This is a genomic window from Kitasatospora sp. NPDC006697 (assembly GCF_042869935.1).
Taxonomy (GTDB): domain Bacteria; phylum Actinomycetota; class Actinomycetes; order Streptomycetales; family Streptomycetaceae; genus Kitasatospora.
This window is the reverse complement of sequence record NZ_JBIAGU010000002.1, coordinates 87728-100922: the sequence shown is the minus strand read 5'-3', so window position 1 is coordinate 100922 and position 13195 is coordinate 87728. Positions and strand designations below refer to the sequence as shown.

15 protein-coding genes are annotated in these 13195 nt (G+C 76.2%); 13 read left to right on the top strand and 2 right to left on the bottom strand.

Annotated features, from left to right (window positions below):
* Positions 1–102 precede the first annotated feature (102 nt).
* Genes ACFYNO_RS03490 through ACFYNO_RS03470 form a run of 5 tightly spaced genes read left to right on the top strand, consistent with a single transcriptional unit; the run spans position 103 to position 4724 of the window.
* A complete protein-coding gene (locus tag ACFYNO_RS03490) occupies positions 103–1200 on the top strand; it encodes a hypothetical protein (RefSeq protein WP_388004546.1) in 1098 nt (365 codons plus the stop codon).
* 8 nt (positions 1201–1208) lie between these two features.
* Complete coding sequence (locus tag ACFYNO_RS03485; RefSeq protein WP_388004543.1) at positions 1209–2354, top strand: hypothetical protein; 1146 nt, start codon at positions 1209–1211, stop codon at positions 2352–2354.
* A gap of 36 nt (positions 2355–2390) precedes the next feature.
* Entirely contained in the window at positions 2391–2762 is a 372-nt protein-coding gene (locus ACFYNO_RS03480; protein WP_388004540.1) for a hypothetical protein, read from the top strand.
* On the top strand, positions 2759–3706 hold the full coding sequence (locus ACFYNO_RS03475; RefSeq protein ID WP_388004537.1) for a caspase domain-containing protein: 948 nt from the start codon (positions 2759–2761) through the stop codon (positions 3704–3706). The genes ACFYNO_RS03480 and ACFYNO_RS03475 overlap by 4 nt, the downstream gene beginning before the upstream one ends.
* Before the next feature lie 52 nt (positions 3707–3758).
* Positions 3759–4724, top strand: coding sequence for an alpha/beta hydrolase (locus ACFYNO_RS03470; RefSeq protein WP_388004534.1), 966 nt, complete (start codon positions 3759–3761; stop codon positions 4722–4724).
* Between the two features lie 15 nt (positions 4725–4739).
* Here the strand turns inward: ACFYNO_RS03470 and ACFYNO_RS03465 are convergent, their stop codons facing one another.
* The gene (locus tag ACFYNO_RS03465; protein WP_388004531.1) at positions 4740–5462 is read right to left on the bottom strand and encodes an SDR family oxidoreductase; all 723 of its coding nucleotides are present in this window, start codon (positions 5460–5462) and stop codon (positions 4740–4742) included.
* Positions 5463–5562: 100 nt separating this feature from the next.
* Here ACFYNO_RS03465 and ACFYNO_RS03460 point away from each other — a divergent pair, with 100 nt between their 5' ends.
* Positions 5563–6396, top strand: coding sequence for a helix-turn-helix transcriptional regulator (locus tag ACFYNO_RS03460; RefSeq protein WP_388004528.1), 834 nt, complete (start codon positions 5563–5565; stop codon positions 6394–6396).
* 117 nt (positions 6397–6513) lie between these two features.
* Here the strand turns inward: ACFYNO_RS03460 and ACFYNO_RS03455 are convergent, their stop codons facing one another.
* The gene (locus ACFYNO_RS03455; RefSeq protein ID WP_388004525.1) at positions 6514–7089 is read right to left on the bottom strand and encodes a TetR/AcrR family transcriptional regulator; all 576 of its coding nucleotides are present in this window, start codon (positions 7087–7089) and stop codon (positions 6514–6516) included.
* Positions 7090–7244: 155 nt separating this feature from the next.
* Here ACFYNO_RS03455 and ACFYNO_RS03450 point away from each other — a divergent pair, with 155 nt between their 5' ends.
* From ACFYNO_RS03450 to ACFYNO_RS03420, 7 genes are all read left to right on the top strand, one after another.
* Positions 7245–7661: a 4-oxalocrotonate tautomerase family protein gene (locus tag ACFYNO_RS03450; protein ID WP_388004522.1), complete on the top strand. Its 417-nt coding sequence runs from the start codon at positions 7245–7247 to the stop codon at positions 7659–7661.
* Positions 7662–7697: 36 nt separating this feature from the next.
* A complete protein-coding gene (locus tag ACFYNO_RS03445; protein WP_388004519.1) occupies positions 7698–8462 on the top strand; it encodes a maleylpyruvate isomerase family mycothiol-dependent enzyme in 765 nt (254 codons plus the stop codon).
* Between the two features lie 125 nt (positions 8463–8587).
* Positions 8588–9145, top strand: coding sequence for a hypothetical protein (locus tag ACFYNO_RS03440; protein ID WP_388004516.1), 558 nt, complete (start codon positions 8588–8590; stop codon positions 9143–9145).
* Between the two features lie 23 nt (positions 9146–9168).
* A complete protein-coding gene (locus tag ACFYNO_RS03435) occupies positions 9169–9531 on the top strand; it encodes a hypothetical protein (protein ID WP_388004513.1) in 363 nt (120 codons plus the stop codon).
* A gap of 123 nt (positions 9532–9654) precedes the next feature.
* Positions 9655–11748 (top strand): PQQ-binding-like beta-propeller repeat protein, encoded by a 2094-nt coding sequence (locus ACFYNO_RS03430; RefSeq protein ID WP_388004510.1) that lies wholly within the window; start codon positions 9655–9657, stop codon positions 11746–11748.
* Between the two features lie 55 nt (positions 11749–11803).
* Positions 11804–12106 (top strand): trypco2 family protein, encoded by a 303-nt coding sequence (locus tag ACFYNO_RS03425; protein WP_388004507.1) that lies wholly within the window; start codon positions 11804–11806, stop codon positions 12104–12106.
* Between the two features lie 54 nt (positions 12107–12160).
* Positions 12161–13168, top strand: a complete 1008-nt coding sequence (locus ACFYNO_RS03420) for a trypsin-like peptidase domain-containing protein (RefSeq protein ID WP_388004504.1) — start codon at positions 12161–12163, stop codon at positions 13166–13168.
* Positions 13169–13195 lie beyond the last annotated feature (27 nt).

The window sequence follows — 13195 nt, the reverse complement described above, 5'->3', positions numbered from 1 at the left end:
GCCGCCGCTCCGTCCCCCGGGCCGGTAACCCGACGTGACAGGCCGGAGCTGCTGTGCCACCATGCTCAGCGGAGTCGACGGGACGTCGGATCGGGGGATCCTTTGCTGACAGACGGTGCGCTGCCCATTCCCGGCTGGGTCGGCGGGGACGGCAACGGCGCCTACCTGGACAAGACGCTGCGTCACGAGCCGGTCGAGACGGTGCTCGACGACCGGGTCTCGGCGGCCACCGTGTTCCGGCTCTGGTCGCGCGCGGCGCTCGTCTCGTTCATCGCCCTGCTGGTCCAACTGCCGTTCGCGGTCGTCTCGATCGGCGACACCGTCTCCCGGGGCCCGTACGGCGAGACCCGCGGCGACAGCGGTCTGGGCTTCTTCGGCGTGATGCTGGTCGACGTGCCGGTGATCTTCCTGGCGGTGCTGCTGCTCGCCCGGCTCACCGAGCCGATCGCCGAGTGGCGGGTGCTGCTGCAGGACCGCAGCGAGCAGGACGTGCAGTCCACCTACTACAAGATCTGCGGGGTGGCCGCGCAGCGCGGGTTCCCGCTGGGCGTGCGCTACCGCCGGCTCGCCACCGGCCACGGCGCCGAACAGGCCAACAGCCGGCTCGCCTTCAGCAACGGCGACTGCGAGGCCGTGATCTCGGTCTTCCGCTACGGCAGCAGCCTCTACCTGGGCTGGCAGATGTGGCGCACCCGGCGCGGCTGGCGGCTGATCGGCCGGTTCCTGCTCGACTCGGTCGGCGGCATCTTCGGGCAGGCCGACCTCTCCTGGGCGATGCTGCGCACCGAGAACGTCCGGGCGATGCGCGAGGCCGTGCACGCGATCTGCCGGGAGGGGCTGGTCACGGCGATCGAACGGCAGCAGGTCGCGCCGGAGTTCGGCTTCGGCTCCGGGCAGCCGCCGCGGACCGAGTACCCGCAGGCGACGCCGGTGACGGGCGGGCCGACCGGGCCGGAGATGGCCCGGCAGGTGGTGCTGGGCGGGACGTTCCAGCCGCCCGCGCAGGCACCGCTGCCGACCGACCTGCCCGCGCCGCCGCACCAGCAGCACCACCCGCACTCGCACCAGCAGCACCACCCGCATCAGCAGCACCACCCGCACCACGGGGATCCGTTCGGCGGCAACCCGCCGATGCCGTCCACCCCGGACTTCGGCTCGCCGCCGCCCAGCCACCACGGCGACTCCCACCACCACCACTGACGCCGCCGATGCCGGACGACGGCGTGCTGCTGCACTCGACCCCGCACGCGACCTGGGCCTGGGTCGGCCTCCGGCTGGCCCCCGCCCAGGGGCTGGCTGCCCACCGCGGCTACCTGGACGTGCCCGAGAAGCAGCGCCGCACCGAAGCCGTCCACGCCGAACTGGACTGGCTGCAACGCCAGTTCCGCCCCGGCGAGCACACCCGCCTCGACCTGCGCTACCTGGCCGACCCCGGCAGCCAGCTGCTGCGCTGCGTGCTGCTCGGCCAGGTGGCCGCGCCCACGCCGGCGGCGGCCCGGGCCGCCGGGTCGGCGCTGCGCGAGCGCCTCGGCGCGCTGCCCGCCCACCTCGCCGCCCGCCCGATCACCGACCCCGCCGAGCTGCTCGCGGCGCTGCGCCCGGTGCCGGCCGCCGGTCAGGCGGTGGAGCTGCGGCCGCCGCTGACCGCCGTCCCGCTGCTGCGGCCGGACAGCGACCGCAGCCACGCCGTGCTGGCCGGGGCACTGCGGCCGGGGGCGGAGAGCTGGGAGCCGGTCTGGTCGGCGCTGGCCGCGCTCACCGCGCCGACGGTGCTCTCGGTCGCGCTGGAGCCGGTCCGGCTGGAGCCGGTCGAACTGGGCGAACTCGCCCGCTACGCCGCCGAGTACCGCCGCCTCGCCAGTCCCGGGCAGACCGCCGCGCCGTGGGGCCGGGTGTTCCCGGGCGACCCGGCCGCTGGGCCGGCCGCGGCGGCGCTGGAGGGCGCGCTCGCGGGGTTCGCGGGGCCGCTCTTCCGGCTCCGGGCCACGCTGCTGGGCGGGGACGGCGGGGTGCTGGCGCCGGCCGGGCTGCTGGCGGGGATCGCCGGGGCGGCCGTGCTGCCGGTCGTGCCGGGGGAGGCGGGCATCGTGGCCGCGAACCTCGCCGGGCTCAACCTCGACCCGCTGCCGGTCACCCATCAGCAGGGACTGGCGCCGGGCCACTACGGATGGGTCGAACAGACCGTCAGCTCGCTCGCCACGCCCGCGCAGGCGGGTGCGCTGCTGCGGCTGCCGTACCAGGTGCCCGGGCACCGGCTGCTCTTCGACGACCGGTTCCCGGCGGGTGGTGTCACCGATGCCGTGCCGGGGGCGGCCCGGCCGGCCGGGCCGGAGCCGCACCTGCCCGCGTTCTGAGCCGTGATCAGTCCGCCATGACCTCTGGGAGCCCCCATGACCTTCACCATCGCCTTCGACGGCGACCCGGCCGAGGCCGACGCCGACGCCCGCGAGCTGCGCGAGTTCCTGCAGCGGGACGGCGCGCTGCGCGGCCGGATCGAGCAGCGCCTGGTCCCGCCCGCGCCGGGCGAGCAGGGCGGGCTCGCCGACGCCGTGCGCTACGCCGCCGAGCTGGGCCCGCTGGTGCTCCCGCCGCTCACCCTCTGGCTCACCGCCCGGCTGCGCCGCGGCGGCAAGGTGGCGCTCACCCTGCACCGGCCCGACGGCGGCGAGCTCAAGCTGGAGACCGAGAGCATCGCGGACGCGAACGCGCTGCTGGACCGGCTGGAGGAGTACCTGGCCCCCGAGGGCGCGGGGCCGCGGTGAGCTGGCCGCCGCGGGCCGCCGACCCCGAGCGGTCCCGGGCGGTGCTGGTCTCGGTCTCCGCCTTCCGGGACCCGGGGCTCGACCCGCTGCCCCAGGCGATGGCCTCGGTGGACGAACTGGCCGACGCGCTGGCCGGGCCCGGCGGGCCGCTGCGCTGGGAGCGGATCACCCGGATCCACGACCCGCGCAGCGCCGACGAGGTGCTGCGCCCGCTGCGGGCGGCCGCCGCCGACAGCCCCGACCTGCTGCTCCTCTACTACGCGGGCCACGGCGTACCGGCCGGCGACCGGCTGCACCTCGCGCTGCCGGACACCGACCAGGACGCCGTGCCGACCACCGCGCTGCCCGTCCAGCAGGTCCTGGACCTGCTGCAGCAGGCGCCCGTGCAGCACCGGCTGGCCTGGCTGGACTGCTGCTTCGCCGGCCTCGCGCTGGACCTGCCCGGCGCGGGCGACGTCAACCTGCTGGCCGCCGCCGACCGCACCCGCAAGGCGCTGTCCCCGCCCGGCGACCGCACCACGCTGTTCGCGGGCGCCGTGCTGGAGCTGCTGCGCGAGGGGGTGCCGGACGGGCCGGAGCGGCTGACCCTGCCGCTGCTGCACCGCCGGGTGGAGGTGACGCTCGGCCAGGTGCCGCCCGGCATGCCGCGCCGCACCCAGGCCCCGGACCCCTGCCACCGCCTCACCCACACCAGCGCCGACCTGGCCCTCGCCCCGAACCCGGCCCACGGCACGGCGCACACCGCCGACGGCCTGCGCGCCCGGGCCCGGTTCGCCGTCCGCACCGCGCGGTCGGGCCGTCCGGGGCGGCGGGCGCAGGCGGTGGCGCTCTTCACCGAGCTGGTGGCCGACGCGGAACGCCACCTGGGGGCGGAGCACCCGGTCACGGGGGACCTGCGGCAGGCGTTGACCTGGTCGCGGTGGTGGGCGGAGGGAAAGGGGTGAGGGCGGGGCGCGGCTACCGTTCCCCGGTGTACGAGGAAGGTGATCCGGCGTCATGAGCCTCCCGCCGCCCTACCTGGACCCCGAGGTGCGCGCCGCGCTGGCCGCCAGGGGCCTCACCGGCGCGCCGCCGCTCACGCCGGACGGGCTGGCCGACTGGCAGCGGCGGGACGCTCTGTCGCGGCCCCGGCCGACCGCCGCCCGGGTGGCGGACGGCGGCCGGTTCGAGGTCGCGGAGCTGAGCGCGGGCGGGACGGCGCTGGTGAGCGTCCGGCCCGCCGGGGCGGGCGGGCCGCTGCCGGTGCTGTTCTACCTGCACGGCGGCGGGCTGATCGGCGGCAACGCCTGGTCCGTGCTGCCGCGGCTGCTGCGCGAACTCGCGCTGCCGCTCGGGCTCGCGGTGCTCTCCGTCGAGTACCCGCTGGCGCCGGCGGCCCGGTACCCGGAGCCGGTCGAGGCCTGTTACGCGGCGCTCCGCTGGGTGGTCGAGCGGGCCGAGTGCCTGGGGCTCGACGCCCGGTGCGTCGTGCTCGGCGGCAAGAGCGCCGGGGGCGGGCTGGCCGCCGCGCTCGCGTTGCTGGCCCGGGACCGGGGCGGTCCGGGCCTGCTCGGGCAGCTGCTGCTGAGCCCGATGCTGGACGACCGCGGGGAGACCTTCTCCAGCCGTCAGGCGGACGGCCACGACACCTGGGACCGCGGCTCCAACGCCACCGCCTGGCAGGCGGCGCTGGGCGGGCGGTACGGCGCGCCCGACCTGCCCCCGTACGCGGCCCCGGCCCGCGCCACGGACCTGGCCGGCCTGCCCCCGGCGTACCTGGAGGTCGGCTCCGCCGAGACCTTCCGCGACGAGGCCGTGGGGTACGCGGACGCCATCTGGCGCTGCGGGGGCGCGGCCGAGCTGCACGTCTGGCCGGGCGCCTGCCACGGCTTCGACACCCTGGCTCCCGGCGCCGCCGTCAGCCGGGCCGCCCGCGAGGCGCGGCTGCGCTGGCTGGAGCGGCTGCTGGCGGCACCGGAGTAGGGGGCAGGCGCCCACTCACCAGGGCAGCGGCCCGTTGGCGTCGAAGTAGCCGCCCGTCGGGCCGTCCGGGCCGACCAGCGCCATCCGGACGATGATCTCGGCGCCCTGCTCCACGCTCTGGTGGCCGGCGTGGTGGTTGAGGTCGGTGGCGGTGAAGCCGGGCTCGACCGCGTTGATCCGGAAGGCCGGGAACGCCTTGGCGTACTGCACGGTGACCATGTTCACCGCCGCCTTCGAGGCGGGGTAGGCGACGCCGGGGTACGTGTAGGCGAGCGAGTCCGGGTCGGTGACGCCGGAGAGCGAGGCGAGCCCGCTGCTGACATTGACGACCACCGGCGCGGCCGAGCGCCGCAGCAGCGGCAGGAAAGCGCCGGTGACCCGGACCAGGCCGAAGACGTTGGTCTCGAAGGTGCGCCGCATGATGTCGGCGGTCAGCTCCTCGGCGCCGATGATCTTCGGCGGCCCGTCCGGGTTCGGCAGCATCTCGGCCTGCACACCGGCGTTGTTGATCAGCACGTCGAGCCCGCCGGCCGCCTCGATCTCCTTGACGGCGGACGCGACCGACGCGTCGTCGGTGACGTCCAGCTGCACCGCCCGGGCGCCCAGCCGCTGCGCCGCGTCCCGGCCGCGCTCGAGGTCCCGGCTGCCCAGGTAGACGGTGTGCCCGGCGGCGAGCAGGCGGCGGGCGGTTTCGAAGCCAAGGCCCTTGTTGGCTCCGGTGATGAGTGTGACTGTCATGGCTCCACCCTGCGTCCGGGGGCGGCACCGCGCCAGGTCCCGGGCTTCCTGGGACTCCCAGGGCCAGGAAGCCCGGCCGCCGAGGGTGCACAGTGGTGGCATGGCAACCACCGAGTTCGGCGAACTGGTCCGGCACCGGCGCGGCCGGGTCACCCCCGAGGCCGCCGGCCTGCCCGCGGGCGGGCAGCGCCGTACCGCGGGCCTGCGGCGGGAGGAGCTGGCGCTGCTGGCCGGGATCTCGGTGGACTACCTGACCCGGCTGGAGCAGGGCCGGGCCGCCAACCCCTCGGAGCAGGTGGTGGAATCGCTCAGCCGGGCGCTGCGGCTGCCCGATCCCGAACGGGAGCAGCTCTTCCACGCCGCCGGTCTGGTGCCGCCCGGCCACGGCACGGTGCCCCGCCACCTGCCGCCCAGCGTGCAGCGGCTGCTCGACCGGCTGGCCGGCACGCCGGTGGCCGTCTCGGACGCCGCGTGGAACCTGCTGCTCGCCAACCCGCTCTACACGGCGCTGATGGGCGAGCGGCACGGCAAGGAGCGCAACGCGGTGTGGCGCAACTTCCTCGGCCGGAGTGATGGCCGGGTGCGCCACACCCCGCGAGCGCAGTGGGAGTTGGACGTCGCGATGGCCGCCGCGCTGCGCGCCACCGCCCGGCGCTACCCGGGGGACCAGCGGTTGGGCCGGCTGATCGCCGAACTGCGCTCCGGCAGCCCGCGGTTCGCCGAGCTGTGGGAGGCGGGCGCGGTGGGCGGGCTGCTCTCCGGGGGCAAGGTAGTGGACCACCCGGTGGTCGGCCCGATCGCGTTGGACTGCGATCTGCTGAGCGTGGCCGGCTGCGATCTGCGGATCCTCGTCTACACCGCCCAGCCGGGCACCGAGGCTGCCGAACGGCTGGCGCTGCTGGAGGTGTTGGGCACCCAGAGCATGGCGGAGTGAGCGGCGCCGCGCCGGGTCGGGGCGCAGACGCCCGCGTGGTCGGCCAGGACGCCGAACCGGCCGGCTTCCGCCGCGGGGCGGGCGGCGCTGGGGCGGTCGACGAGGGGTGAGGGGCGGTCAGCCCGGGTGCGCCGTGCGGGTCAGCGCCAGGGCGGTGCGGGCGGTCCGGTCGAAGGGCTCGATCGAGCCGGCCGCCCGGCAGAGGATGTGGGCGCCTTCGAGCAGCGTGATCAAGGTGGTGGCCAGGTCGGCGGCGGCGGGTGCGGGCAGCCCGGCGAGCCGGAGGCGGTCGGCCAGCGCCTCGGTCCAGGAGCTGAAGGCGGTGGCCGCGACCTCGCGCAGCGCCGCGTTCTCCGCCTCCTCGCCGGAGGCGATGGTCAGCGCGGCGACGGCGCAGCCGGAGCCGTCGGCGGAGGCCTCGACCACCGGGCGGACCAGGGCGAGGAAGGCCTCCACGAGGGTGCCCGGGTCCCCGGCCGGCAGCGCGGCGAACCGGTCCCGGATGCCGCAGCCGTTCGCGGCCGCCGCCTCGGCCACCAACTGGCCCTTGCCCTGCGGGAAGTGGTGGTAGATCGCACCGCGGGCCGCGCCGCTGGCACGGAGCACCTCGGTGAACGACATGCCTGCCACGCCCCGCCGGCGCAGCGCCTCGACGGTGGCGTCGATCATGCGCTCCCGGGTGTCGCCCGCCATCGCTCCGCGCCCCTCTCCAGCCGCTCCAGCTGTTCCCACCGCTCCGGACTCCCCGGACTCTCCGGGCTTGACTAGTACGCCCATCCTAGCCGAAGCTGGAGAAGCGCTAGTACGGACGTACTAGCTAGTGCTCGACCGGAGCGAAAGGCACCACCATGCCCATCACCGTCACCGCACCCCGCGGCGTGCTCACCCCCGAGGGCGAGCGCGCCGTCCTGCCCCGCCTCACCACCGCCCTCGCCGAGGCCAGCGGCCTCGCCGGGAACCCCGCCTTCCTCGCCGTCGTCGGCGGCACCGTGCACCTGCCGGCGCCGGAGGCGGTCTATGCGGGCGGCACCAACCGGCCGATCGTGATGGTCGAGCTGAAGCTGCCGAACATCGGCCTGCCGACCCAGGAGTCCCGGGCCGCCTTCATCCGCGCGGCCACCGAGGTCGTCGAGGAGCTGACCGTGCCGGGCCACCGCCGGGAGGACATCTGGGTCAACATCCTCAACGCACCTGACGGCGCGTGGGGCCTCGGCGGCGAGGCGTTCACCGGCGAGCGGCTGCTCGCGGCGCTGAGCGGCGCCTGAGGGCGGCCGTTCGGGGCGGCGCTAGAGTGCTCGGCCATGACCGCGCACCCCCGACTCGACCCCGTCGGCCTCGACCCGGACGAGCTCGCCGCCCTGCTCCACGAGGTCCGCGACTCCGCCGCCCGCCTCGGCGCCGCCCTCGACGGCCTGACCGACGATCAGGCCCGCGGGCCGTCGGCGCTCGACGGGTGGAGCCGGGGCCACGTCATCACCCACCTCGCCCGCAGTGCCGACGTCTACCGCTGGCTGCTCGCCCTGGCCCGCACCGGCACCGAGCCCGGTCCGCGCGCCGACGGCGCCACCCTGGACCGGGCCCTGCGGGAGGGCGCCGGCCGTGGTGCGGCGGAGCTCGCGGCCGACCTGAGGGAGAGCCTGCGCCTGCTGCTGGCCGAGGCCGCGGCGATGCCGGCCGACCGCTGGCCGGTGCTGCTCACGGCGCTGGCCGGCTGGCGGCACCCGGCCTGGTTCGTGCTGCAGCGGGCGCGGCGGGAGTTCGAGACCCACCACGCCGATCTGGAGCTGGGGTACGGGTCGGCGGACTGGCCCTCCTCGTACGTCGGCTGGGCGCTCGACCAGACCGCCGCCACCCTGGCGGCGGCCGCCGTGCCGGTGCGGCGGATCGAGGCCACCGACCTCGGCCGCGGCTGGTCCCCCGCCGCGACGGGCCCCACCGTGAGCGGCCCGGGGCACGCGCTGCTCGCCTGGCTCGCGGGCCGTGCGGACGGGACGGCACTGCGCTCGGACGCTCCGCTGCCGGCGGTGCCGCGCTGGCCGGCGGCGCCGGCGCCGGGGTGGGGGTAGCCGCCGGAGCGTCGGCCTCGGCACCGGTGGACCGCAGGCGCCCGCACCGGTTGTCGCGGAGCCTTGACAGTGCGTCACGGGTCCAGAACCCTGGTGGCGTACTCCAGGGACACGAGGGGCGCGGCATGCCATGGGTTGACGAATCCGGACGCCACGAGGGCTTCCCGGCAGCGGTGTTGGCGGACGGCAGTGAGCCGGCGCCGCTGCCGGACGGGCGTTCCGCCTGGTGGCTCTACAACGGCGCGGACGGGCCGCGCGCCGTCGCCGTCCGCGGCGGTTGCGGGTGCGGCTGGCGCGGTGAGCGGCTCCACCTGCTGGACTTCGGCGACGACGAGGCGACCGAGGGCGTCGGCGAGAGCACCGGCCCGTTCGCCGACTGGGAGGCGCACGTCGACCTCGCGGAGGGCATCGTCCCGCGCGAGGTCGAGGAGCTGCTCGCCGCCCTGGTCGACCGGGTCTGCGACCTCACCGACACCCACCCCTACGCCGCCGCCCGGGCCGCCGCCCGCTTCGAGCGCGCCGCCGGCTCCACCGCCCTGCTGGTCGGCCGCACCGTCCGCACCAATCTGCTGACCTGGGAGTACATCGGCCGTGCCTTCGGCTGCACCCCGGAACAGGCGCTGGACCGCTTCGGCGAGACGCTGCAGGATGGGGATCCGCTCGGGGACCACGGGGATCTCTGAGCGGTCGTCATTCGGGGGAAGCCGTGCTGAACGGTCGTCAAGTTGCGCTGCCGCTCTGCCTCGGGGTGCCCTGGGCGGCGTTCGACGTCTGGGCGCTGGCCGCCGGGTGGCAGCGGTACCGGGCGGAGCACGCGCAGGTGGTGCTGGTGCAGATGGCGGTGTTCGTGGGCGCCGTGCTGCTGGTCGGCGCGGTCGGGGCCGTGACGGCGCGGCGCGGGCGCCGGGCGGTGATGGCGGCGGGCTGGGTGTTCGTCGCGCACCTCGGGTTCGTGGCGGTGATGGTGGTGGCGCTGGTCTTCCAGGGCGACCGGCCGACCTGTTCGACGGTGCCGCCGCACCCGGCCTGCGCCGGCGCGGAGTCGCGGCTGGTCGGCACCGCGGCGTAGCTGAGTGGGCGTCAAGGGGGCCAAGGTGGTCACCCGCTGTCGGTCCGCGAACCACCGGATGAGATCGTCACCCGTGGCGCATGCGCGGTGCGGTGCCAGTGGGGCAGCCGGGGAGGGCAGGCGGTGGCGGCGGTGCGGGTGCTGGCGGGGCGGTACGAGTTGGTCCGGTTCGTCGGGCGCGGCGGGATGGGCGAGGTCTGGGAGGCCCGGGACCGGGTGATCGAGCGGACGGTGGCCGTCAAGCTGCTGCCGCACGAGCCGGGCGACACGGTGGGCACCGAGCTGTTCTTCCGGGAGGCGCGGACGGCCGGGGCGCTGCGGCACCCCGGGGTGGTGACCGTGCACGACCTCGGGCAGGACCCGGTGGACGGGTCGCTCTTCCTGGTGATGGAGTTCCTGCGCGGCCGCAGCCTCTCCGCCGTGCTGCACGAGGACGGCGTGCCGCCGATCGGCACCGCGGTGGAGTGGGCCGCCCAGGCGGCCGGTGCGCTGGCCGCCGCGCACCGGGCCGGCGTGGTGCACCGGGACCTCAAGCCCGGCAACCTGCTGCTCACCGAGGACGGGCGGGTGATGATCCTGGACTTCGGCATCGCCCGGTTCATGGAGAACACCAACAAGTCCAGCCAGGTGATGGGCACCCTCGCCTACATGCCGCCGGAGCGGTTCCACGAGCTGCCCGGCGACGAGCGGTCGGACCTCTACTCGCTGGGCTGCGTGATCTCCGAACTGCTCACCGGCGCGCTGCCGTTCGCGGTCAGCGGGCCGGTCGCGATGATGACCGCGCACCTGACCGCCATACCCTCCCGGCCGGGCGCGGTGCGGCTGGGCATCGCGCCGGCGCTGGACGAGCTGGTGCTGGCGCTGCTCGCCAAGGCGCCGCAGGACCGGCCGGCGAGCGCGGCGGAGGTGGAGCGGCGGCTGCGCGGCATCGCGGCGCAGACGGCCCCGGTGCCGGGGCCGGTGGCGACCGTGCCGCTGACCGTTCCCCCGGCCCACCCTGCGCCGCAGCCGGCCTCCTACCCGCAGCAGGCCTCCTACCCGCAGCAGACCTCCTACCCCGTGGCGCCGCCCGCCGGCTTCTTCCCGCCGCTGCCGCCCGAGGACATCGCTCCCGCCACACCCGCCACACCCGCTGCGCCTGCGCGCCGGCGAGGCCTGGGCCGCCGCTCGTTCCTCTGGCTCGGCGCGGGCGGCGTGCTCGCGGCGGGCGGGGCCGGGGCCGGCTACGCGCTCACCCAGGGCAAGCCGGACCGGTCGTTCCGCCCGTGGTCCGCCGCCGTCCCGGGGGCCGAGTACTCGCCGGTCTGCGCCGCGGGCCTGGTGCTGCTCGGCGACGACAACGGCGGCTTCCACGCCTACGACGCCGACACCGGCGCCAGGAAGTGGTCCACCACCGTGATGGGCACGGCGGGGCAGGCCGCGATCGCCGGCTCGATGGTGCTGCTGATCGACCGGGCCCGGCGCCTGGTCGCCCTGGACATCGCCACCGGCGCCACCAGGTGGGCGTTCCAGGAGGACGAGGTCGTGGGCACGCCCACGGTGTTCGGCAACCGGATCTTCGTCCGCGCCACCGGGGGAGGCCTCTACGCCGTCGACTCCACCAACGGGCAGAGCGCCTGGGCGGCCGGCACCTTCCAGATCGCCGGGATGCCGGCCGCGGACAGCAACGGCGTCTACTTCGGCAGCAGCCTCAACCTGCTCTACTCACTGGGCCTGGACGACCACCAGGTCAGGTGGAAGTTCGGCTACCCGGGGACCGCGATGTCGCAGGCCGTGGACGGCGGCAACGTGTACCTGGCCGCCGACAACAAGATCTTCGCGGTCAGTTCGGCCGGCGGCACCCAGCAGTGGGTCTACTCGGCGGGCCCCGGGATCAAGCTCCAGGACCTCACCGCGGCCGGCGGCATGGTCTACGCCCGCGACGGCGACCGCACCCTCTTCGCGATCAGCGCGACCACCGGCGCGCTCGCCTGGTCGTTCCCGGCCGGCAGCGTGGTGACCTCCGCCACCGTCGCCGACGGCCTGGTGTACGTGGGGACTTACGGCCGGACCGTGGTCGCGCTCAACGCCACCGACGGCACCCACCGCTGGGACTGCGACACCGCCACCCCCGTCTACTGCCCGCCCGCGGTCACCGGCACCGCCGTCTACATCACCAGCAAGGACGCCCTGAAGGCCGTACCGCTGCCCAGCGGCCCGCTGCCGAAGGCGAGTTGAGACGGCCCCTGATCCGGCTATAGTGATCTCCCGCGATCGAGCACGAGGGGCGTCGATGATCGAACTCGCAGAGGTCATAGGCCAGTTGCGCGAGCAGCTGGTTTCCGCCATGGCGCAGGCCGAGGCGGACGGCTCCGAACTCCAGCTGGAGCTGGGCCCGGTGACACTGGAGGCGGCGGTGGTCGTCGAACGGTCCGGAGCCGCCGGGGGCAAGCTCAAGTTCTGGCTGGCCGAGCTGGGCGCCGAGGGCAGGATCGACCACTCCGCCACCCAGCGGATCACCCTCACGCTGCAGCCGAAGCTGGCCTCGGGCCGGTCGCCGTGGGTCTCCGGCGACGAGACCCGGCAGGAGCGCTGACCGCTGGCCACCCGTCCCGCGGGCCTCGACGCCGCCCGGGCCGCCGAGATCCTGGTGAGCCCGGGCCGCGGCGCGACCGGCCGGCGCGGGTCCGGCTACCGGGTCTCCGCCGCCCATGTGCTGACGGCCGCCCATGTGGTCCGCGAAGCGGCGGCCCTGCGGGTGCGCCTGGACGCCGACCGCCCGTCCGAGTGGATCGGCCCGGCCCGGGCCGTCCTGGTGTCCGCCGGGGCCGACCTCGCCCTGCTGGAGCTGGCCGCCGCACCGGGCGGCCCGTCGCCGGAGCCGCCGCGCTACGGCCTGGTGCCGGACCGGGACGTGACGCTCGCCTGCAGCGCGCTGGGCTTCCCCCGGTTCAAGCTCCGCGACGATCCCGTCCCGCCGCCCGGCGGTGGACCGCCCACGCGGTACCGGGACGCCTGCCACGCGGTGGGCACCGTGGCGGCGCTCTCCAACCGCCGGGCCGGCACGCTCGAACTCAGCGTGCCGGCGCCGGGCGGGGACCCGGATCCGGCCAGGTCGCCCTGGGAGGGCATGTCCGGCGCCGCGGTCTGGAGCGACGGCGTGGTGATCGGGCTGGTCAGCCGGCACCATCCGGCGGACGGCCCGGGCCGGCTGGCGGCGGTCCGGGTGGACCGCTGGTACCCCGAACTCGACCCGGCCGCCCTGGAGCTGCTGCACCGGTACGCCGGACTGCCGCCCGACCCCGCGCAGCTGGTGCCGCTGCCGCGGGCGGTGTCCGCGCCGCCCGCCGCCCGGCTGCCCGAGACGCTCCCCTGGCGCGCGCTGGACGGCCTGATCGAGGCCCTGCTCGCCACCCCCGTGGTCCGCGACGCGCAGGGCCGCACGCTGCTGCTGGAGAGCATCCGCCCGGAGGTGGCCGCGCTCGCGCAGCGCAGCCCGGCGATGAAGATCGACGTGATCAACATCGTCCGCGGCTGCCTGCACTACCCGGGGGCGCTGGACCAGCTGATCGACGCGGTGCGGATGCTGGAGGGCGACTCGGCCGCCGTGGCCCGACTGGACGCGGTGGTCGCCGAGCTGGCCGCCGAAAATGGCTGACTCTCCGTCAGTCCGGTTGTGACAAAC

Coding starts and splice junctions, on each gene's coding strand:
- ACFYNO_RS03445 (WP_388004519.1), top strand. CDS start 7,698: ATGACCGCGCACCCCCGACTCGACCCCGTCGGCCTCGACCCGGACGAG.
- ACFYNO_RS03450 (WP_388004522.1), top strand. CDS start 7,245: ATGCCCATCACCGTCACCGCACCCCGCGGCGTGCTCACCCCCGAGGGC.
- ACFYNO_RS03485 (WP_388004543.1), top strand. CDS start 1,209: ATGCCGGACGACGGCGTGCTGCTGCACTCGACCCCGCACGCGACCTGG.
- ACFYNO_RS03455 (WP_388004525.1), bottom strand. CDS start 7,089: ATGGCGGGCGACACCCGGGAGCGCATGATCGACGCCACCGTCGAGGCG.
- ACFYNO_RS03470 (WP_388004534.1), top strand. CDS start 3,759: ATGAGCCTCCCGCCGCCCTACCTGGACCCCGAGGTGCGCGCCGCGCTG.
- ACFYNO_RS03480 (WP_388004540.1), top strand. CDS start 2,391: ATGACCTTCACCATCGCCTTCGACGGCGACCCGGCCGAGGCCGACGCC.
- ACFYNO_RS03440 (WP_388004516.1), top strand. CDS start 8,588: ATGCCATGGGTTGACGAATCCGGACGCCACGAGGGCTTCCCGGCAGCG.
- ACFYNO_RS03425 (WP_388004507.1), top strand. CDS start 11,804: ATGATCGAACTCGCAGAGGTCATAGGCCAGTTGCGCGAGCAGCTGGTT.
- ACFYNO_RS03465 (WP_388004531.1), bottom strand. CDS start 5,462: ATGACAGTCACACTCATCACCGGAGCCAACAAGGGCCTTGGCTTCGAA.
- ACFYNO_RS03460 (WP_388004528.1), top strand. CDS start 5,563: ATGGCAACCACCGAGTTCGGCGAACTGGTCCGGCACCGGCGCGGCCGG.